The following is a 20,776-nucleotide window of genomic DNA, read 5'->3' on the forward strand; positions in this document are numbered from 1 at the left end:
CCGCGGCACCGGCGCCCGACTAGAGTCGCGGCATGCACCTCTCCGACGCCTCGATCGGCGCGACGCACGTGCTCCTCTCCGGCGCCCGCGCCGCCGTCGAGATCCGCTGTCCCGGCCCCGGCGTTCTGCGCGTGCGCCACGCCCCCTCGTCCGCCGCGACGGGCTTCACGCACCCCGAGCTGCCCCCGAAGCGCTCCTTCGCCGTGGTCGCCGAGGGCGCGCTGCCGCTCTCCGCGCGCCGCGAGGGCGACGCGCTCCACGTGAGCGCCGAGGGCGCCTCGCTCGATATCTCGCTCGCCTCGGGCACATGGGCCTTCAGCGACGCTGAGGGCCGCGCCCTCGCGCGCTGCGAGGGGGTCTCCGGCGAGGTGCGGCCCGCCTTCCCCGTGGACGAGCACCGCGCCCGCATCGCGCTCGCGGCGCCGCCGGACGAGGCCTACCTCGGCTTCGGTGAGAAGGTCGGCCCGCTCGACAAGCGCGGCCTGCGCTTCACCTTCTGGAACACGGACGCTTTCCCGCCGCACGTCGAGTCCGACCCGCTCTACGCCTCGATTCCCTTCTTCGTTGCGCTGCGCGGCGGGGTCGCCTGGGGCTTCTTCCTCGACGAGCCGTGGCGATCGGAGGTCGACATCGCCCTCTCCGACCCGGGCCGCGTCACCTGGGAGTCGCGCGGGCCCGAGCTCGACGTCTACCTGATAACCGGCCCGCACCCGGCCGACGTCCTGCGCCGCTACGCCGCGCTCACCGGGCACCCGGCGATGCCGCCCCTCTGGAGCCTCGGCGCGCACCAGTCGCGCTGGGGCTACGAGACAGCGGACGACGTGCGCGGCGTCGTCCGCGGCTACCGCTCGCGCGGCCTCCCCCTCGACGTCGTCCACCTCGACATCGATTACATGGACGCTTACCGCGTGTGGACCTGGGACCGCTCGCGCTTCCCGGATCCCGCGGGGCTCGCGCGCGAGCTCGCGGCCGAGGGCGTCCGGCTGGTGACGATCGTCGACCCCGGCATCAAGGCCGACGAGGGCTATGCCGTCTTCGAGGAGGCGCGCGCGAAGGACTACCTCGTCCGGCTGTCGCGCGGCGGCACGCTCGTCGGCGAGGTGTGGCCCGATCCGGCGGTGTTCCCGGACCTGACGCGCGAGGAGGTGCAGCGCTGGTGGGGCGATCTGCAGAAACCGTTCCTCGACGCGGGCGTCGCCGGCATCTGGAACGACATGAACGAGCCGGCGTGCTTCTCCGTCCAGCCCGACCGGGGCCTGCCGGCGCCGAACGGCGGGCGCACCTCGGGGCTCGGCACGATCGAGGGCAGCACGCTCCCGTACGACGCGCGCCACGGCGCCCGGCGCCACCTCGAGGTCCACAACGTCTACGGCCTCGGCATGTCGCGCGCCGCCCACGAGGGGCTCGCGCGCCACGCGCCCGAAAGGCGCCCGTTCGTGCTCACGCGCGCCGCCTTCGCCGGCATCCAGCGCTACGCCGCCGTGTGGACCGGCGATTTCGCCAGCAATTTCACGCACCTGGAGGCGTCGATCCCGATGCTCCTCGGCTTCGGCCTCTCGGGCGTGCCGTTCGTCGGCGCGGACATCCCGGGCTTCGTCGGCCGCGCGAACGGCGAGCTGCTCGTGCGCTGGATGCAGGCCGGGCTGTTCTACCCGCTGATGCGCAACCACGCGGCCCGGGGCAGGCCGGCGCAGGAGCCGTGGCGCTTCGGCGAGCCGTTCCTCGGCCTCGCGCGCGCGGTGCTCGAGCGGCGCTACCGGCTCTTGCCGACGCTGTACACGCTGATGCACGAGGCGGCGCAGACGGGCCTCCCGGTCCTGCGGCCGCTCTCCTTCGCGGCGCCCGACGACGCCGAGGCGCTCCACGCGTACGATCAGCTCCTCTTCGGCGACGACCTGCTCGTCGCGCCGGTCGTCCGGCCGGGCCAGTCGAAGCGGCTCGCGTACCTGCCCGCCGGCGCGTGGCTCGACTTCGCGAACCTCGATCGCGCCGGCAAGGTCGAGGAGGGCGGGCGGCACGTGATCGCCGACGCGCCGCTCGGGGTCGTCCCCGTGTGGCTGCGCGCCGGGGGCGCGGTGGCGCTCACGGCGCCGCGGATGCACACGACGAGCGCGCGCTGGGAGGAGATCACCTGGCACATCCACGCGGCAAGCGTGGTGAGCGGCCGCCTGTACGAGGACGAGGGCGACGGCCACGGCGCGTGGCGCCTCACGCAGATCTCGGGCGGGCTCGACGGCGACGCGCTCGCGCTCGAGCGCAGCGTGAAGGGCGAGCTGCCGCCCGCGCGCGACGTGGAGACGCTCCGCATCCACGGGGTTCCGGCGCCGCGCTCCGTGGACGGGGCGCTGTCGCACCGCGTGGTGGACGGCGCCGTCGAGGTCGAGGTCGCTGCCGACTGGCAGCGGATCGAGCTGCGGGCGCGCTGACGGCCGGGGCCGCGCGCCGCGGCGCGGTCAGCCGTGCTTCATCACCCAGTCGAGGGCCAGGCGCACCCGCGTGGGCAGCTGCCGCCGCGACGGATAGACCGCGAAGAGCTCGCGCGGCTCGACCGTGCGCCCCGTCACGGTGAGCTCGACGAGCGCCTTGCCCTGCTGCGCGATCACCTCGCGGGGCGCGCACACGACGCCGAGCCCCTCCGCCGCCGCGGCGATGGCCACGCGCGGATCGTTCACGCAGACGTGCGCGCGCGGGCGGACCTCCTCGATCGAGCCGTCCCGCCGGCGCAGGCGCCACGCGCCGCCCGGGCGGCTCAGGACGGCGGGCACGGCCCCGAGCGACGCGCGCGCGAGCCGCGTGCGGCCCTGGAGCGCCTGGCGCACGAAGCGCGGCGACGCCGCCAGCGCGTACGGGAGCGACCACAGGCGCCGCGCCACGAGCTCGGCGTCCTGAACGGGCCCCGCGCGGAAGGCGAGGTCGATGCCCTCCTCGACCAGGGGGACGACCGCGTTGGTGAGCGTGAGCTCCACCGTCACGCGTGGGTGCCGGGCGGCGAAGGAGAACAGCGCCGGCGCGATGCGCTGCGCGCCCGTCATCACGGGCGCCGTCACCCGGAGCCTGCCCGCGGGCTCGTCCTCGCGGTCGGCGGCCCTGTCGAGCGCCGACGCGAGCTCGTCGAGCAGCGGCCCGGCGCGCTCGATCAGCCGCGCGCCCTCGGCGGTGAGGCCCACGCGGCGCGACGTGCGCTGGAGCAGCCGCATTCCCAGCGCCTCCTCCAGCTGCGCCACGCGGCGGCTCACCGTGCTGGTGGGCACCCCCGTGCGCCGCGCCGCCTCCACGAAGCTCAGGTGGTGAGCGACCGCCGCAAAGAGCCGTACGTCCTCGAGGGAGATCATCCCATTCATGGGATGAATCATGCCACAGCGTCCCATGGTCTGGCGGGGGCGCGCGCGTTACGCCTTCGTCATGAACCTTGAACAACAGCATGTCGTCGTCATCGGGGGCTCGTCGGGGATCGGTCTCGGCGTGGCCAGGGCGTGTCTCGCGCGCGGCGCGTCTCTGACGCTGGTGAGCCGCTCGCCCGCCAAGCTCGCCGGCGCTGCGGCCGAGCTCGGGGAGGCGCGCCGCGTGCGCGCGTTCGCCGCCGACGTCACGCAGGAGGCCGACGTGCGGCGTCTGTTCGACGAGCACCCGCCGGCGCGCCACGTGGTCGTGACGGCGGTGCAGGGCCACTATCAGCCAATCCGAGAGATGGATATCGCCGCGGCGCGCCGGACGATCGACTCGAAGCTCGTCGCCGCGCTGCACGTCGCCAAGCACGCGCGGATCGAGCCCGAGGGCTCGATCGTCCTCACGACCGGGATCGCGGCGGTGCGGCCCGGGCCGGGCGGGGCGGTCGTCGCTGCGGTGAACGGGGCGCTCGCGTCGCTCGTGCGCGCCCTGGCCATCGAGCTCGCGCCGGTGCGCGTGAACGCGCTGTCGCCCGGCTGGATCGACACGCCGGTCTGGGACTCCATCGCGGGCGCTGCCAAGGAGCAACGCTTCGCGCAGCACGCGCGCCGCCTCCCGGTCGGGCGCATCGGCGCGCCCGCGGACATCGCCGACGCCGCGCTCTTCCTGATGGGCAACGGGTTCACCACCGGCGAGGTGCTGCACGTCGACGGGGGCCACCGGCTCGTCTGAGCCCGGGGCCGTCTGCCATGTTGCTGCCCCGCTGTCGCGACGCGGGCTCGTCGAGCAGCCGCGCGCGCAGCGCCGTCGGATCCGCGTCCGTGAGCCCGTGGGCGCAGAGGTGCGCCTCGATGGAAGCAAATTCACGGCACGAGATAACGTTGACAAAATCAAGGGGTTATGATTGTCCTACCCTTTACCAGGAGTGCTCCCATGTCCCCTCGATCTGTCTTTCTTGTTACCTTCGCGGTCGCCGCACTGGCGTGCTCCTCCGAGCCGGTCGAGCCCGGCGACACCGGCGGGAACGGCAACACGACAGCCGGTCCCGGCAGCAGCAGCGGGGCGTCCGGGACGCCGACAGGGGGAAACGGCAGCGGGGGCAGTGACGACATCGGATCCATCGCGGGCGGGAACGTGACCGTCGGCGTCGGCGGCGCGGGCGGCGGCGAGGAGTGCAAGAGCGTCCTCACCGTGCTCTACCGCGACTTCAAGGAGTCACACCCCGACTTCGAGATGGACTTCCGGGGCGACGGGGTGCGCCGCAAGCTCGTGAAGCCGGAGCTCGACAGCGAGATGAAGCCGCAGTTCCTCGACTCGGTCGGCTGCCCTCCGAACCTCGCGACCCCGCTCGACTGCGATGGGACCCGGAACGAGGTCGTCATCACCAGCAAGGACACGTTCGACCAGTGGTACCGTGACGTGCCGGGCGTGAACATGAGCTTCGAGAAGGAGCTCGCTCTCCAGGAGTCTCCGCCTGGATCGGGTCAGTACATCTTCGACAGCACGGACTTCTTCCCGCTGGCCCCCGAGGAGGGGTTCGGGATCACCCCGCCCAACCACAAGAACCAGAACTTCCTCTTCACCACCGAGATCCACCTGAAGTTCGGCTACGTCGCCGGCCAGAAGTTCAGCTTCCGGGGCGACGACGACATGTGGATCTTCATCAACGGCAAGCTCGCCCTCGACCTCGGCAGCATGCACGGGCCCGAGTCGGGCGTCATCGACTTCGACGCCCAGGCCCAGGCGCTCGGCATCTACCCGGGCAACACCTACGCGATGGATATCTTCCACGCGGAGCGCCACACCGACGGGTCGAACTTCCACATCGAGACGAACATCTCCTGCTTCGTGCCCGTCGAGGTCCCGCGCTGACGCCCGGGGCCCGCTCGGCCCGCGATCAGCCCTCCGGGCAGGGGGGCTCCGGGTCAGGGCACGATTGACCCTCGACCCAGGGCCGCGTCTGCTCGCAGCCGCTCACGTCCTCGAAGGTGTTTCCGGTGACGAAATCGGGCCCCGCGGTGCCGTTCCAGCCGCGGGTGACGCCGTGGCCGGCGATGTGGCGGAACGTCGATCCCTTGATGAACGCGCTGCTCGGCGGCTGGGTGAAGATGACCGCGCCCTCGAACTCCGAGATGTCGTTGCACGAGAGAAGGCTGCAGCCGCAGTCGTAACCCGCATACTCGACGATGACGTTCTCGAGGACGTTCCCGTCGCGCGGGATGCCGCCGTACCAGAGGCCTCCCCAGTCGCCGGGCGCGGGGCTCTCCGCCGCCGAGGTGAAGACGATGGGCCTCTCCGGCGTGCCCACGGCGCGGAGGGCGCCGCTCGCCGCGAACTCGCCGGTGAACCGCTCGATCTGCATGAAGTTGCCGGGCTCGAAGCGGATGGTGACGCCGGGCTCGATGGTGAGCGTCGTCAGGGGCGCTCCCTCGCCGCCGCCGCCGATGTTGAAGCGGGCGTCCCTCCAGTCCCCGAAGTGGTAGGGGACGCCTCGGTCGCGAAGGGTCGTGTCCTGTTGCAGGCCCGAGGTCTGATTGGCACCCTCGTCCTGGATCAGGATCTCGTCCTTGCGGTTGCCGGTGTACACGCCGGTCGGGATCGAGCCGAGCGCCTGCTCGCCGAGCTCGAGCGGATACGGGTGCTCCTCGCTGCCGCTCTCGGTGATCACGAGATCCGTCGAGCCCTCGGCGAACGACGACGCCCGCGAGAGGAGCACCCCGGCGCCGAGCGACCCGCGCACCGTCACGTTGTCGACGAGCAGGGCCGGCACCGCGGGGGTCACGGAGCCGCCGTAGGCGGAGAGCGTCGCGTTCGCGTGGAAGCGGTCGCCGCCGCCGCCCTCCAGGAGCACGTGCCGCAGGGTCGCCTTGCCCGGCCAGGCGACGTGGACGTCGTTCCAGCGGGCGCCCTCGCTGCCGCGGAACACGATGGGCCGCGCCTCCGTGCCCTCGGCCTTCAGCTCGGCGCCCTCGTCCATCACGGCGATGCCGGTGTCCTCCTCGAGCAGGACCTCGGCGCAGGGCTCGATCGTGAGCGTCACGCCGGGCCGGAGGCGGACAGGGAAGCTCACGATATGTGGGCTGCCCTCCGCGGTCCAGGTCTCGCTCTCATTCACGTCGCCCTCGTGGACGGTCGGTCCGCCGGACGGCGCGCCACACTGCGGCTCGGCCACACCGCCCGTACCGCCGGCCCCACCCGAGCCGCCGGCCCCACCCGAGCCCGCGGCGGGCGGGGGATCGCCGGGATCGCACGCGGCGAGGAACATCACGGTTGTCGCGGTGAGGGGAGCTACAACGTTGCGTAGGGCCATATCCTGTTGTCCTTTGTGAGCGCCTGTGCGCGGGCGCGCGCTCGCGCAAAGAGGCAGAGACTAACCCATTCGCACGGGAGCCGCGGAGCGTTCCTGCGCAGGAGCCCGGTCCCTCGCCTCGACGGCCGATCGGACTGGCCGCTTCAGGGGCGGATGGCGAGCAGCGCCGGCGTCTGGCCGGGGGCCGCGGCGGCCATCGCGTCGATCAGCGCGCGCGGCTCGCCGGGCCCCGCGGCGCCCAGCTTGCGCATGGCCTCGATCCTGGTGGAGGTCCACAGGAGTGTGGCGAGCACCGGCGTGGGCAGGCGGCTCAGCGCCGCGACCGGCTCCGGTGTGATGGTGTTTCCGAGCTGGCGCACGAGACGGAATCCTTCCTCCATGGCGCGCGCCAGGCCCATCGCTTCGGTCCACGACACGCCTGCCTGGCGCGTGTGCGCCGTGACGGTGGCGACCATCACCGGCACGACGGCCGCCGCATGCGCGCGCAGCCAGCTCTCCATGTCGGGATGCACGACCGCGGGGATGCCCGCTTCCGTGAAGACCTTCGCCCACGCCGCGTCCGTCACCGTCGTGAGCAGGCCTCGGGTGACGATCTTGGAGGTCAGCTTGCCTTCATCGAGGCTCGCCAGGATCGCAGGGAAGCCGAAGGCGAAGCGCGCCGGGCCCACCGCGTCCCGGAGACGAGCCAGCGGCTCGAAGGTGTTGAACATGAACATGACCGTCTTCGCCGAGCTGCCGGCCAGCGCGGGCAGCACCGCGTCCACCTGCGGCGCGAGCACCGTCACGAGCGCCAGGTCCCACGCCGTCGTCGCGTCGAGCGCAGCGCTCACGCGCACAGCAGCGCGCTCCCCCGCGGCGGTCACGATGGCCTGGTCCCGCTGCAGCTGCTCGAGCCGCTTTCCGCGGGCAACCACCGTGACCTCGTGCCCCGCTCGCGCGAGCTGCAACGCGAACGTGCTCCCGATCCCGCCAGTTCCAACGATGGCAATCTTCATGGGGCGCAAGATAGCTCATGCCGGGCCCGGCGCGTTCACGGGATGAGCTTCACGACGAGCATCGACTGCTGCATCGGAGGGCTGGAGATCGGCCCGTCGCCAAGATCGATCGTGCCCTGAAAGGTCCCCGCGACAACCAGGGATCCCGCGGGGTCGACGGCGATGGCGGACAGACCTCCGAACTCCGAAGGCTCGAACGAGGCGCTGCACAGGCCGTCGCCGCGCGGGTCGAGGCCGGCGACGAAGAGCCCCACCTGGCGCGGGGTCAGCGGACCGCAGCCATAGTCCGCGTCCGACGTGAAGGTGCCGGTCAGCCAGGTGTTGCCGGCGGCGTCGGCGGCGAGCGCGCTCGCCGCCGCGAAGCGCCTCGCGAACAGCGGCGCGCCGTCCACAGAGGCCTTTGTGACGAACACGTCGTACCCGTCGCTCGTCAGCGTGGCGCCGTCGAACTCGAGCGTCCCCGTGAAGAAGCCGAGCGAGGCCACGTTGCCCGCGCCATCCACGGCCGTCCCGAGGTGCATCTCGCCCTCCACGCCGCCGAGGTTCCGGCTCCACCGGTGCGCGCCGTCCGGGCCGAGCGAGGCGACGTAGACATCGGTCGACGGGCCGTTTTCCAGAAACCCCGCGGACGTGAGCGGACCGCCGCCGAAATCGATGACATCGTCGAAGTTGCCGCCGAGCGCGACGTTCCCCGCCGCGTCCAGGGCCACGGTGGGTTCGTGCGCGGCCTGCCGGCCGAAGCTCCTGCTCCAGACGTGGCCGCCCGAGGCGTCGAGCCTGGCAGCGAAGACGCTCTGCGCGCCGGTGAGGGGGCCGCCGCCGAGATCCATCGTCCCCGCGTAGTCGCCCGTGATCACGACGCCGCCCGCCGGATGGACGGCGACGCCGCCGACGCCTGCGGACCGCGCGTGGATGTACCTGCTCCAGACGTGGCCGCCCGCGGCGTCGAGCGCGACGACGAAGCCGCTCGATCCCCCCTCGCTCGTCACGGGAGCCCCGTCGATATCGATCGACCGACCGAAGCGGCCCCCGACGATGATTTGCCCGGACGCGTCGGTCGAGATCGACTGGCCGCTCTGGATGTCGGGTATGGCAGAGGGGGCATCGCCGAACCGCCGGCTCCAGAGGTGGTTGCCGAGCGGATCGAGCTTGAGGACGAACACGTCGCTCATGCCCGAGCTCAGGAGAGGGCCGCCTCCGAAGTCGACAGCGCCCTCGAAGTACCCCGTCACGAGGATGTTGCCGTGGGCGTCGACGGCGAGGCCCAGCGGCTCGGCGTGACCGAATTGACGGGCGAAACCGAGCGCGAGGCAGCCAGGCGCGCACGCGCGAGCGCCGCCGGTCCCGGCGCTGCCGCGCTCGCCGGGGGTCGACGCCTCGATGTCGAGGCTGCTCCTCGCGCCGCAGCCGGAGAGGACCAGCGCGACGAGCAGAGAAACACACCTCGGTTCGGAACCTCTTCTGTTCATCCCTGTCTCCCGGCCCCGCAGGGTACCACCGGCGAAGGCGGCGCAGGGGGAGGGCAGGAGACGGAAACGAGCTCCCGGCGCGCCCGGCGCGGCGCGCGATGAGGCCGCGCGGCCAGGTGTCGCGAGCGGGCCGCGCGGCCTTTGCGGCTCAACCGGTCACGTTGTCCCAGGCGACGGCGGTCGGCCCGAGGAGCGATCGGCCGTTCGTCGCGATGACCTGCTTGTACCAGGAGTACGAGTCCTTCGGGATGCGGCGCTGGGTCTCGTAGTCGACGTAGACGAGCCCGAAGCGGTCCTTGTAGCCCTCGGCCCACTCGAAGTTGTCGAGCAGCGACCAGGCCCAGTACCCGAGCACCGGGACTCCCTCCTTCACCGCCCGCGAGAGGCCGAGGAGGTAGCGGTGCATGAGGTCGATGCGCTGCGGGTCGTGCACCTTGCCGTCGAGGAAGACCTGATCGCGCGTGGCGGTGCCGTGCTCGGTGATCCCGATGGGCAGCTTGTAGCGCTCCCAGAAGAACCTGGATCCCCAGTACAGGGTGCTCGGCACCACCTGCAGCCAGTCGAGCGTCGCGCGCGGGTAGCCGGGCGGGGAGGCCACGCGCTCGGGCCTGCCGTCCTTGCCCCGCCGCCACGTGCCCGACGTGTACATGTTGAGGCCGAGGTAGTCGAGCGGCCGCTTGATCTGGTCGAAGTCGCTGGCGGGGAACTCGGGCATGTCGCTGCCGAAGACCTCGAGGCCGCTCTCCGGATACCGGCCCTCGAGCACCGGGGCGATCCACCAGGCGTTGTTCCACGGGTGCCTGTCGTAGACCGAGAAGATGGCCTCCCGCGCGGCCTCGACGTCGCCCGGGTCCTCCGTCGCCGGGCGCTGCACCTGCGTCGCGAGCACGTAGCCGACCTTGGCGCGGCCGGCGGCGGCGCGCAGGGCGTCCACCTGCTTGCCGTGGGCGCGCATCTGGTTGTGGGCCGCGGTCAGGTACTCGCGGTACGGCAGCTTGAGCCCGGGCGCGAAGACCCCGTTGAGGAGCGCGTTGCCGATGAAGGCCTGCGGCTCGTTCTGCGTCACCCACCACGGCACGCGATCGCCGAGCCGCTTCGCGACGATGGTCGTGTAATCGGCGAACCAGTCGGCGACGTCGCGCTGGAGGAACCCGCCGCGATCCTGGAGCGCCTGGGGGAAGTCCCAGTGGAACAGCGTGCACATCGGCACGATGCCGAGGCGGAGCAGCTCGTCGACGAGGCGATCGTAGAAGTCGAGCCCCTTCGCATTGACCTTGCCCGTGCCCTCCGGGAGGATCCGCGTCCACGAGACGCTGAAGCGGTAGCTCTTGACCCCGAGCTCCGCGAGCAGCGCGCAGTCCTCCTTGTAACGGTGGTAGTGGTCGCACGCGACGTTGCCGGTGTGGCCCTCGAAGACCTTCCCGGGGGTGTTCGAGAAGACGTCCCACACCGACGGGCCGCGGCCGTCCTCGGCGGCGGCGCCCTCGATCTGGTAGGCCGCGGTGGCGGTGCCCCACAGGAAGTCCGCGGGAAACGGCGCGGCCGTGGCGCCTTCTCGGCCGGCGCCGGCCGAGGCGGCCGGCGGGGCCGCGGGCGCGGCGGCCGACGAGGCTGCCGCGGCGGGCGAGGCTCCAGAGGCGTTGTGCTGGGTGAGCGACTCGGAAGGATTGGGAGCGGACATGGGCGCATCATCCACGGCGCCCGGTGGACAGCAAGTGGACAGCAACGGGTTCGACGCGCGTCGACGCGCGCGCCCGTCGCTTGACGGCCCGCGCCGGCTCGCCCACATGGTCGGCATGCGCGCGATCCGACCGAAATCCGCCGGCGGCCCCGAGGTGATGACGCTCGAGGAGCACCCGACGCCCGCGCCCGGCCCTGGTGAGGCCGTGGTCCGCGTCGAGGCCGCGGGGGTGAACTTCATCGACATCTACCAGCGGAGCGGCCAGTACAAGATCGAGCCGCCCATACCGCTCGGGCTCGAGGGCGCGGGGCGCGTCGAGGCCGTGGGGCCCGGCGTCACCGAGGTGAGGGTGGGGGACGAGGTCGCGTGGACCGGCGGCCCCGGCTCGTACGCCACGCACGTCCGCGTCCCTGTCGCGAAGCTCGTGCCGGTGCCCCCGGGCGTCGGCGCCAAGCAGGCGGCGGCCGCGATGCTCCAGGGCATCACCGCGCAGTACCTCGTGCGCTCCACGTTCCCGCTCGGGCCCGGCCACACGTGCCTCGTCCACGCCGCCGCGGGCGGGGTCGGCCTGCTCCTCTGCCAGATGGCGAAGCGGCTCGGCGCGCGCGTGTTCGGCACCGTCTCCACCGAGGAGAAGGCGCGGCTCGCGCGCGGGGCCGGCGCCGACGAGGTGATCCTGTACACGCAGGCCGACTTCGAGGCCGAGGCGCGCCGGCTCACGGGCGGCGCCGGCGTCGATGTCGTCTACGACGGCGTCGGGCACGACACGTTCGCGAAGAGCCTGGGCGCGCTGCGCCCGCGCGGCATGCTGGTGCTCTTCGGCCAGTCGAGCGGGCCGGTGTCCTCGTTCGACCCGCAGATCCTGAACCAGAAGGGGTCGCTCTACCTCACGCGCCCGAGCCTCCAGCACTACACCGCCACGCGCGATGAGCTGATCGAGCGCGCCGCCGACGTGCTCGGCGCGATCGCCCGCGGAGACCTCACGATCTCGATCGGCGCCACGTACCCCCTCGCCGAGGCCGCCGAGGCGCACCGCGCGCTCGCCGGGCGGGCGACGACGGGGAAGGTGCTGCTCATCCCGTAGCGCGGACTGCCCCCATTCCGCGCCGGCGCCGCGCGGATCCCGCCGTTGACCGCGCGACCTCCGCGCCGCTAGCCTGCCGGCGCGGAGGTGCACTCGCCATGGCTGAACGTCCCACGCTTGCTCCCGAGAAGGTATCCGAGGCGGTGAAGTCTCAGGTCGCCGGCTTCCACCGCGCGATCATCGACGAGGTCGCGGCGGCGGTGAGCCGCGACCAGGTGGTCGTCGTCGGGATGGCCCAGAATCCGTTCGTGAAGAAGGTGCGGTCGCTGCTCGAACAAGAGGGCGTGAAATACACCTACCTGGAGTACGGCAGTTACCTATCGAAGTGGAAAGAGCGGCTCGCCATCAAGCTCTGGGCCGGCTTCCCGACGTTCCCCATGGTGTTCATCGGCGGCGTCCTCGAGGGCGGGTACGCCGATCTCGTGAAGCTCCGCGATCAGGGCAAGCTCAAGCCGCAGCCGTGAACGGGCGCGGAGGCGCGCCGCCGCGCGGCTCGAGGGCGACGCGCGAAACGCCGCGCTGGCCGGCGATTCCGTGATATGCGGGAAGTCGCGGCGCGCCCTCGCGGCCGTCGCCCCGCTGAAGGACGGCAGCACGGAGGCACCTCGTGACATCGCTCGGGATCCACGGAAGACGGCCGGATGACGGGGGGAGCGGCGCGGCCCGAGGGCCGGGAGGTCGCGCCCTGTGAGCACCTACGCCATCAAGCGGCTGCTTTCCATCATTCCCACCCTCTTCCTCGTCGCCACGCTCGTCTTCGTCCTGGTGCGCATCGTGCCGGGCGGGCCGTTCGACCAGGAGCGGGCCGTGCCCGTCGAGGTCCAGCGGCAGCTCGACGCCAAGTACCACCTGAACGATCCGGTGCTGAAGCAGTATGGCGACTGGCTGCTTGCGCTCGTCACGAAAGGCGACCTGGGCCCGACGTTCAAGTACCCGAACCGCACCGTCAACGAGATCATCGCGCTCAGCCTGCCGGTGTCCATGCAGCTCGGGTTCTGGGCGATGCTGTTCGCCCTCGCCATGGGCATCCCCCTCGGCATCATCGGGGCGATCCGCCAGAACACCTGGAAGGACACCGCAGCCATGGCGGTCGCCATGATCGGCCTCAGCGTGCCGCGGTACGTGCTCGCGCCGCTGCTCATGCTCGTCTTCTCGCTCAAGCTCTACTGGTTCCCGGTGGCGCGGTGGGAGACGTGGCGGCACATGGTGCTCCCGATCATCTGCGCCGGGCTCCCCGTGGCCGCCTACATCGCCCGGCTGACGCGCGGCGGGATGCTCGAGGTGATCCGCTCCGACTTCATCCGCACCGCGCGCGCCAAGGGGCTCTCGGAGCGCAAGGTCGTCCTGAAGCACGCGCTCCGGGGCGGGCTGCTCCCGGTCGTGAGCTTCCTCGGCCCCGGCTTCAGCGGCCTGCTCGTCGGCTCCCTCGTCGTCGAGAAGATCTTCAACATCCCCGGCATGGGCCGCTACTTCGTCGAGGCGGCCACGAACCGCGACTACAACCTCGTGATGGGGGTCATGCTCGTCTACGGCTTCCTGCTCATGCTCTTCAACGCGCTCGTCGACGTGGCGTACGCCTTCATCGACCCGCGCGTGGAGCTGCGCTGACCATGGCGCCCGCCGCCCCCCCGCCGCCCGCCGCCGCGCCCGTCGGCCCTCGACCGCCGGGCGCCTCGCCCGCGGCCCCCGGCGATCTGCCCGCCGTGCCCGGCGGCGCCGCCCCGCGCCCGGCAGGCCCGCTGCGGCTCGACGAGCTCGAGCAGGGGTCGAGCCTCGGGCGCGACGCGTGGCGGCGGCTCCGCAAGAACCGCGCGGCGGTCGTCTGCGGCGCCGTGCTCGTCGCGATGGTCGTCGCCTGCGTCCTCGTCCCCGAGCTCTCGAGCTACCGGTACGACAAGGCCGACCTCAAGCTCGGCGCGCAGCCGCCGTCGCTCGAGCACTGGATGGGCACCGACTACTTCGGCCGCGACCTGATGGCGCGCGTCTTCTTCGGCGGGCGCATCTCGTTCGCCGTCGGCGTCGTCGCCACGCTCGTGAGCTTCGTCATCGGCGTGAGCTGGGGCGGCATCGCCGGCTACTTCGGCGGCAAGGTCGACGCGATCATGATGCGCATCGTGGACGTGCTCTACACGTTCCCGTTCCTCATCCTCGTCATCCTGCTGATGGTCTTCTTCGCGAACGACCAGACCGTCCTCTACCGCGCCTGGCAGGCCGTGCTCGGCCTCGTCGTGAAGGACCCGTCCGACCCGAGCTATTTCCCCATCTTCCAGATCGTCGTCGTCTTCGGGGCGCTCGGCGGCATCTCGTGGCTCACGATGGCCCGCATCGTCCGCGGCCAGGTGATCGCGCTGCGCAGCCAGCCGTTCATCGAGTCGGCGCGCTCGATCGGCGTCGGCCACGCGGCGCTGATCTTCCGGCACCTCGTGCCGAACGCGCTCGGCCCGATCATCGTCTACACGACGCTGACCATCCCCGAGGTGATGATGACCGAGGCGTTCCTCAGCTTCCTCGGCCTCGGCACGCAGGAGCCGCTCTCGAGCTGGGGCCTGCTCGCGTCCACGGGCGCCGACGCGATGGACCTCTACCCCTGGCAGCTCATCTTCCCGGCGCTCATGCTGGCGCTCACGCTGATCTGCTTCAACTTCCTCGGCGACGGGCTCCGCGACGCCCTCGATCCACGCATCCGAAAGGACTGAAGGGCCGCGTCCCCACGCCGCGCGCGCCCAGACGAACCATGCTGATCGAGGTCAAGAACCTGAAGACCCACTTCTTCACCGAGGAGGGGGTTGTCCGCGCGGTCGACGGCATCTCCTTCAGCGTCGACCGCGGCGAGGTGCTCGGGATCGTCGGCGAGTCGGGCTCGGGAAAGAGCGTGACGAGCCTGTCGCTCCTGCGGCTCATCCCCGATCCGCCGGGCCGGATCGTCGGCGGCCAGATCCTCCTCGAGTCCGAGCGGGGCGTCGTCGAGGACCTCGTGGAGGCGAGCGAGGCGCGGATGGAGCGCATCCGGGGCGACCGCATCGCGATGATCTTCCAGGACCCGATGACGTCGCTGAACCCCTACCTGCGGGTGAGCGAGCAGCTCATCGAGGTGCTGGAGCTCCACCGCGGCATGGCGCGCGCCGAGGCCCGCCGGCGCAGCGTCGAGATCCTGCAGGCGGTGGGCATCCCGGCGGCTGCGTCGCGCATCGACGACTACCCGCACCAGCTCTCGGGCGGGATGCGGCAGCGCGTGATGATCGCGATGGCGCTGCTCTGCGACCCCGACCTGCTCATCGCGGACGAGCCGACGACGGCGCTCGACGTCACGATCCAGGCGCAGATCCTCGACCTCATCCGCGAGCGCAAGGAGGCGGTCGGGGCGGCCGTGCTCCTCATCACGCACGACCTCGGCGTCGTCGCGAAGATGGCCGACCGCGTGGCGGTCATGTACGCCGGGCGCATCGTCGAGGAGGGGCCGGTCGGCGCGATCTTCCACGCCCCGCGCCACCCGTACACGATCGGCCTTGCGCGCTCGATCCCGCGGCTCGACGACGCGCGCGGCGCGGACCTCGTCCCGATCCCCGGGATGCCGCCGTCGCTCGCGAAGCTGCCGCCGGGCTGCCCGTTCCACCCGCGCTGCGCGCACGCCGTCGCCGCGTGCCGCGAGGAGGCGCCGCCGCCGCGCGTCGTCTCGGGAGAGGGCGACAGGAAGGCGCTCCACGTCGTGCGGTGCCACGTCGAGGACGTCTCTGGAGGAGCGCGATGACCGCCGCCGCCGCAACCCCTCTGCCGCAGGGCGCGCCGCTCCTGTCGGTGCGCGACCTGAAGATCCACTTCCCGGTGCGGCGCGGCCTCCTCCAGCGGCAGGTCGGCACCGTGCGCGCCGTCGACGGCGTCTCGTTCGACGTCGAGCGCGGCGCGACGCTGGGCCTCGTCGGCGAGTCCGGCTGCGGCAAGTCGACGACGGGGCGGGGGATCCTCCGCCTCGTGCCGCCCACGTCGGGGAGCGTGAAGATCGACGGCCGGGAGATCCTGACGCTCGACGCGCGCGCTGCGCAAGGCGCGCCGCGAGATGCAGATGATCTTCCAGGACCCGTACGCGAGCCTGAACCCGCGCATGACGGTCCACGACCTCATCGCCGAGCCGCTCTTCACCCACGAGCTCGTGGGATCGCGGGACGAGGCGCTCCGCGAGGTGGCGCGCCTCATGGAACTGGTGGGGCTCTCGCCGTCGTACATGCGGCGCTACCCGCACGAGTTCTCCGGCGGCCAGCGGCAGCGGATCGGCATCGCCCGCGCGCTCGCGCTGAAGCCGAAGCTCGTGATCGCGGACGAGCCGGTCAGCGCGCTCGACGTGAGCATCCAGGCGCAGATCGTCAACCTCCTCGCCTCGCTCCAGCGCGAGCTGTCGCTCACGTACGTGTTCGTCGCGCACGACCTCGCGGTGGTCCGCCACCTGTCAAGCGAGATCGCGGTGATGTACCTCGGCCGGATCGTCGAGCGCGCCCGCCCGGACGCGCTGTTCCGCTCGCCGCAGCATCCGTACACGCAGGCGCTGCTCTCGGCGGTGCCCGTCCCGGATCCCGACGTGGAGCGCAAGCGGCGCCGCCTGACGCTCGTCGGGGAAGTGCCGAGTCCGCTGAACCCGCCCTCGGGGTGCCATTTTCACACCCGCTGTCCTTATGCGATGGAGCGGTGCAGCGTGGAAGCACCCCTGCTGGAAGAGCGTCGTCCGGGGCACTGGGCCGCTTGCCACCTCACCGAGTTACCCACTGTACCTACGCATCCGTAGGGTGATCCGGTGGCGCGTGATGCCCGACATCTGTCGACAGCGAGGGCGCGTGATGCCCGATAGCGGCTGAGCCCGCTATCCAGACATGACGGGGAATGTCCGATGACAGGATTTTCCTGACCTCTGTTTGGGGCAGGGAGGTTAGGATCCTTGGACCGATGCCGCGCATTTCTGACGCCACGCTTCGCGCCCAGATCCCGACGGCCCTTCTCATCGGCGGCGACCAGGCGCTGTTAGAGCGCTGCCAGGCGGCGGCGATGGATGTCGGCATCATTGTCAAGGCGTGTCCGGTCTCGATGGCCGCGGCGCTCGCGGAGGAGCGCCGGCCGGTGGCGATCGTTGTGACATCGTCGACCTACGCGCTCGCGCCGGAGGGGTTCGAGGACATCGCGCGCGATGTGCTCAGCACGCTCGTCCGCGTCGACGAGGCGCTGACGGACGACGAGCTCGGGGCGATGCTGACGACGGCGGCGCGCGAGAGCCGCAAGCAGCGCACGAGGCAGCTCACGCCGGGGCGCTACTCGTTGATGCCCGGGGACGAGGGGTCGTCCGGGCCGCGCTCCGAGCGGTGGAGCATCGGCGTGATGACGGCGGACCCGCGGCGCGACGCGGAGGCGACGCCGCTGCCGCGCTCGGGGCCGCGGAGCGCGGGCGCCGAGGAGCACGGGTACCGCGAGCGCGTGGCGGCCGCCGTGGCGGCGCAGCGGCCCGTCGAGGCGGCTGGGCCGCGATCGGAGCGGCTCGGGGTGATGGCGGGGTTCAGGGCGGGGCCGGCGTCGTCGCGGCCGCGGCGCGACCCGCCGGCGCCGGGCGGCGTCGTGTACGCGCGGCGGGAGACGTCGGTGCCGCCGGCGCCGCCGGCGCACGCGTACCCGCGGCGGGACACGCCGGTGGTGGGCTCGCAGCCGGGCGGGTATGCGGCGCGGGAGGTGCCGCCTGCCGCGCCCTACGCGCGGCGGGACACGCCGGCGCCGGTCACGCAGCGGGCCGGCGGGTATGCGGCGCGGGAGGCGCAGGCAGCGGTGGCGAGCGCGCGGCGGGAGGCGCTCGCGCCGTCGTCGCGGCCGTCGGCGCCGAGCTCGCGGCCGTCGGCGCCGAGCTCGCGGCCGTCGGCGCCGAGCTCGCGGCCGTTGACGCCGAGCTCGCGGCCGGCAATGCGGTCGTCGTGGCCGGCAGCGCCGCCGTCGTGGCCAGCAGCGCCGAGCTCGCGGCGAGACGCGCAGGCGATCGTGGAGCCGCCTCGGAGGGAAACGCTGGCGCCGCCGTCGCAGGCGGCGGTACCGGGGGCGCGGCGGGCGACGACGGTGCCGGTGTCGCAGGGGGCGGCGACTGACTCACGGCGCGAGGTGGCGGGCGTCGAGCCGGCCGCGGTGTGCTCGCCGCACGAGGCGCTGGCGTCCGGGGCGCCGGGAGAGGAGGCGAGCGGGCGCTACCCCACGCCGCCGCCGCCCTCGCATCGCGGGCCGCCGTCCTCTCGCAGGGCCCAGTTCCATGTCGACATCGCGCTCCTGTTCGACGAGCGCGGCCTTCCGCGCCCCGACCCGCAGGAGAAGTGACGTTCGGACGAGCATGCTCCGGTCTGGAGCGGTGCTCGGACGAGGGCGAGAAAACCTGCCGAGGCGTGAAGGGCGCCCGCCGAGGGCGTCTAGAACAACGAACGATCACGCCGACCGAGCGAGGAAGGAACCGCCAAGGACGCCAAGACGAAGATGATATCCTGGCGTCCTCCGCGCCCTGGCGTCCTCCGCGCCCTGGCGTCCTCCGCGCCCTGGCGTCCTCCGCGCCCTGGCGTCCTCCGCGCCTTGGCGTCCTCCGCGCCTTGGCGTCCTCCGCGCCTTGGCGTCCTCCGCGCCTTGGCGGTTCGATGTTCTGCTCGTTTCAGGCGCGCTCAACCCGTTTGTTGCTCCAGGACGCGCGCGGATCAGCCGCCGGAGCCGCCCGCGCCGCTGCCGTCCGAGCCGCCAGCGCCGCCCGAGCCTCCAGTGCCGTCCGAACCGCCAGCGCCGCCCGAGCCTCCAGTACCGCCCGAGCCGCCAGCGCCGCCCGAGCCTCCAGTGCCGTCCGAGCCGCCGGCGCCGCCCGAGCCGCCGGCGCCGCCCGAGCCACCGGCGCCGCCCGAGCCGCCGCCTCCTCCTCCGCTGCCCTCGTCACACGACGCCGCGACCGTCAGCGACAGGCTCCGGGTGAGCGGCTCCTGCCGGCTCTCGCCGCCGAGGACCGGCGCGCCGGTGTCGCTCACGACGGCGACGGTGATCGTGTGCTCGCCGTAGCGCTCCTCGGGATCGAGCGCGCCGAGGCGCACGTCGATCACGCGGCCCGATGCGGCGCTGTTCTTCTCGCCGTCCAGGCTGAGCACCAGGTGCCCGCACTGCGTGTAGGTCCCGCAGGTGCCCGGAGGGCGGAGGAGGAGCTGCGAGATGCCGACCTGGATCGGGATCGTCGGTGCGTCGGCAGAAGGGTCGTCCGGGGGCGCGCCGATGGCGACGCAGGCACCGTCCTTCGGGCTCACGATCGCGATCTCGGGCTTTCCGGTCGGGCCGGGGGCGCTCTCGGTCCCCTCGTCGCTGCAGCCGGCAGCGCCGGCGAGCCCGGCGACGAGGAGGAGCGCGAGGCGCGCAACCATCGGGGATGCCATGCCGCGCGGTTTATCCGTTGGCGTGGCGCCGGGCAATCTCTTCGTCGGGGAAGGCCCCCCGCGCCTGCTCCCCCGCGGGCGGGCCGCCGCCGCGCGCCTGCGCGCCCAGGAGGCGCGCGCGAGTGACCGGCGGCGCGGCGGAGGCTAAGCTTCGCGCGGCCATGACGACAGCGACGAAGCAGGAGTCGATCCAGAGCAAGCTCGTTCAAGCGCTCGATCCCGTGCACCTCGATGTGGAGAACGAGAGCCGCATGCACAGCGTGCCGGCGGGCTCGGAGACCCACTTCAAGGTGCTCGTGGTGAGCGAGGCGTTCCGCGGCCTGAGCCCGCTCGACCGCCACAGGCGCGTCAACGACATCGTTCGCGAGGAGTTCCGCTCCGGGCTGCACGCCCTGACGATCCGCGCGTTGACGCCGGACGAGTGGGAGCGGCAGGGCGGCGCGGAATTCCGCTCCCCCGCGTGCCTCGGCGGCTCCAAGACGGCGCCGGAGCCCGGCGCGAAGTGATGCCGAGCGGCGGGGCGCGCACGGAGCTCGTCGTCGCGTTCGTCTCGGACCTGCACTTCGGCCCGCAGGCGTCGTTCGGGGGCAAGCTGCGCAAGCTCACGGGCGAGGCGCCCGCGCTGACGCGCGCCTTCGTGGAGCGGATGAACGAGGTCACGCGGCCCGATCTCGTCGTGAACCTGGGCGACGACATCGAGGACGAGGGGCCCGAGGCCGACCGGGCGCGCTACGGCGAGTGCATGGCCGCGCTCCGCGGCGTGAAGGCCGAGCTGTTCCACGTCGCCGGCAACCACGACGTTGTCCACCTGAGCGAGGCCGAGCTCCTGTCCGCCTGGGGCAGGCCCGATGTCACGCGGCTCCACTATTCGTTCGACCGCGGCGGCTTCCACTTCACGGTCCTCCACACGCGCGAGCGGAAGGATCACGACGTCTCGATCGGGCAGGAGCAGCTCGCCTGGCTCGCCGAGGATCTGGCGGCGTCGCCGCTGCCGAAGATCGTGTTGATGCACCACAGCGCGGCGGATCAGGACCTCCGGGGCAACCGCTGGTTCGAGGGGAGCCCGCACATCTGTCTCGTGCGCGAGCGGCGCGCGATGCGGAAGCTCTTCGAGGAGCACGGCGTGCTCGCCGTCTTCAACGGCCACCTGCACTGGAACCACCTCGACGTGATCCGCGGCATCCCGTACGTGACGGTCCAGAGCCTGATCGAGAACCTCGACGACGACGCGCCGGGCCGCCCCGCCGCAGCGCACGCCATCGCGCGGCTCGGCCCGAAGCGCATCGTGGTGGAGATCGAGGGCGCCGAGCGGGCGCGGTACCAGTTCGAACGGAGGTAGGCGGCGGACGCGTAGGGACCGAGGCGCCGTCGCTCCGGGGGGCACGAGGCGCACTTTGCCCCGTGCCGGGCGGCATCCAAGGGTGACACTACGTGTGTCCCG

General features: G+C 72.4%; 17 protein-coding genes and 1 pseudogene. 12 read left to right on the forward strand and 6 right to left on the reverse strand.

The features are described 5' to 3' along the window. Positions 1-32 precede the first annotated feature (32 nt). The gene (locus WMF24_RS18145) at positions 33-2,426 is read left to right on the forward strand and encodes a glycoside hydrolase family 31 protein (RefSeq protein WP_437737681.1); all 2,394 of its coding nucleotides are present in this window, start codon (positions 33-35) and stop codon (positions 2,424-2,426) included. 27 nt (positions 2,427-2,453) lie between these two features. Here the strand turns inward: WMF24_RS18145 and WMF24_RS18150 are convergent, their stop codons facing one another. Then, positions 2,454-3,341, reverse strand: coding sequence for a LysR family transcriptional regulator (locus WMF24_RS18150; RefSeq protein WP_437737682.1), 888 nt, complete (start codon positions 3,339-3,341; stop codon positions 2,454-2,456). 61 nt (positions 3,342-3,402) lie between these two features. On the opposite strand from WMF24_RS18150, the gene WMF24_RS18155 reads away from it, so the two are divergent. Continuing rightward, the gene (locus WMF24_RS18155; RefSeq protein ID WP_437737683.1) at positions 3,403-4,119 is read left to right on the forward strand and encodes an SDR family oxidoreductase; all 717 of its coding nucleotides are present in this window, start codon (positions 3,403-3,405) and stop codon (positions 4,117-4,119) included. Between the two features lie 201 nt (positions 4,120-4,320). Further along, positions 4,321-5,259: a fibro-slime domain-containing protein gene (locus WMF24_RS18160; RefSeq protein WP_437737684.1), complete on the forward strand. Its 939-nt coding sequence runs from the start codon at positions 4,321-4,323 to the stop codon at positions 5,257-5,259. 25 nt (positions 5,260-5,284) lie between these two features. Here the strand turns inward: WMF24_RS18160 and WMF24_RS18165 are convergent, their stop codons facing one another. The 4 genes from WMF24_RS18165 to WMF24_RS18180 all read right to left on the reverse strand — a co-directional run bounded on the left by WMF24_RS18165 (position 5,285) and on the right by WMF24_RS18180 (position 10,842). Further along, on the reverse strand, positions 5,285-6,457 hold the full coding sequence (locus tag WMF24_RS18165) for a hypothetical protein (RefSeq protein WP_437737685.1): 1,173 nt from the start codon (positions 6,455-6,457) through the stop codon (positions 5,285-5,287). A gap of 383 nt (positions 6,458-6,840) precedes the next feature. Beyond that, complete coding sequence (locus WMF24_RS18170; protein WP_437737686.1) at positions 6,841-7,692, reverse strand: ketopantoate reductase family protein; 852 nt, start codon at positions 7,690-7,692, stop codon at positions 6,841-6,843. Positions 7,693-7,727: 35 nt separating this feature from the next. Further along, on the reverse strand, positions 7,728-9,161 hold the full coding sequence (locus WMF24_RS18175) for a hypothetical protein (RefSeq protein ID WP_437737687.1): 1,434 nt from the start codon (positions 9,159-9,161) through the stop codon (positions 7,728-7,730). Between the two features lie 148 nt (positions 9,162-9,309). Continuing rightward, positions 9,310-10,842, reverse strand: a complete 1,533-nt coding sequence (locus WMF24_RS18180) for a GH1 family beta-glucosidase (RefSeq protein WP_437737688.1) — start codon at positions 10,840-10,842, stop codon at positions 9,310-9,312. A 115-nt stretch (positions 10,843-10,957) separates the two neighbouring features. On the opposite strand from WMF24_RS18180, the gene WMF24_RS18185 reads away from it, so the two are divergent. From WMF24_RS18185 to WMF24_RS18215, 7 genes and pseudogenes are all read left to right on the forward strand, one after another. Continuing rightward, complete coding sequence (locus WMF24_RS18185) at positions 10,958-11,926, forward strand: quinone oxidoreductase family protein (RefSeq protein ID WP_437737689.1); 969 nt, start codon at positions 10,958-10,960, stop codon at positions 11,924-11,926. A gap of 98 nt (positions 11,927-12,024) precedes the next feature. Continuing rightward, positions 12,025-12,390 carry a glutaredoxin domain-containing protein gene (locus WMF24_RS18190; RefSeq protein ID WP_437737690.1) on the forward strand — a complete coding sequence of 122 codons (366 nt, stop codon included), beginning with the start codon at positions 12,025-12,027 and terminating at the stop codon, positions 12,388-12,390. A gap of 223 nt (positions 12,391-12,613) precedes the next feature. Further along, positions 12,614-13,534, forward strand: a complete 921-nt coding sequence (locus WMF24_RS18195; protein ID WP_437737691.1) for an ABC transporter permease — start codon at positions 12,614-12,616, stop codon at positions 13,532-13,534. 2 nt (positions 13,535-13,536) lie between these two features. Beyond that, positions 13,537-14,622 (forward strand): ABC transporter permease, encoded by a 1,086-nt coding sequence (locus tag WMF24_RS18200; RefSeq protein ID WP_437737692.1) that lies wholly within the window; start codon positions 13,537-13,539, stop codon positions 14,620-14,622. Between the two features lie 38 nt (positions 14,623-14,660). Beyond that, complete coding sequence (locus tag WMF24_RS18205; RefSeq protein WP_437737693.1) at positions 14,661-15,674, forward strand: ABC transporter ATP-binding protein; 1,014 nt, start codon at positions 14,661-14,663, stop codon at positions 15,672-15,674. Beyond that, positions 15,671-16,700, forward strand: a pseudogene (locus tag WMF24_RS18210) (ABC transporter ATP-binding protein). The gene WMF24_RS18205 and the pseudogene WMF24_RS18210 overlap by 4 nt, the downstream one beginning before the upstream one ends. Positions 16,701-16,957: 257 nt before the next feature. Next, the gene (locus WMF24_RS18215; RefSeq protein ID WP_437737694.1) at positions 16,958-18,256 is read left to right on the forward strand and encodes a hypothetical protein; all 1,299 of its coding nucleotides are present in this window, start codon (positions 16,958-16,960) and stop codon (positions 18,254-18,256) included. A 365-nt stretch (positions 18,257-18,621) separates the two neighbouring features. Here WMF24_RS18215 and WMF24_RS18220 read toward each other — a convergent pair whose 3' ends face one another. Further along, entirely contained in the window at positions 18,622-19,323 is a 702-nt protein-coding gene (locus tag WMF24_RS18220) for a hypothetical protein (RefSeq protein WP_437737695.1), read from the reverse strand. A gap of 173 nt (positions 19,324-19,496) precedes the next feature. On the opposite strand from WMF24_RS18220, the gene WMF24_RS18225 reads away from it, so the two are divergent. Next, positions 19,497-19,841, forward strand: a complete 345-nt coding sequence (locus WMF24_RS18225; protein WP_437737696.1) for a BolA family protein — start codon at positions 19,497-19,499, stop codon at positions 19,839-19,841. Then, positions 19,841-20,674, forward strand: a complete 834-nt coding sequence (locus WMF24_RS18230) for a metallophosphoesterase family protein (protein ID WP_437737697.1) — start codon at positions 19,841-19,843, stop codon at positions 20,672-20,674. The genes WMF24_RS18225 and WMF24_RS18230 overlap by 1 nt, the downstream gene beginning before the upstream one ends. Positions 20,675-20,776: the final 102 nt, after the last annotated feature.

The sequence above is a fragment of the Sorangium sp. So ce1335 genome (genome assembly GCF_051521615.1).
Lineage (GTDB): Bacteria > Myxococcota_A > Polyangia > Polyangiales > Polyangiaceae > Sorangium.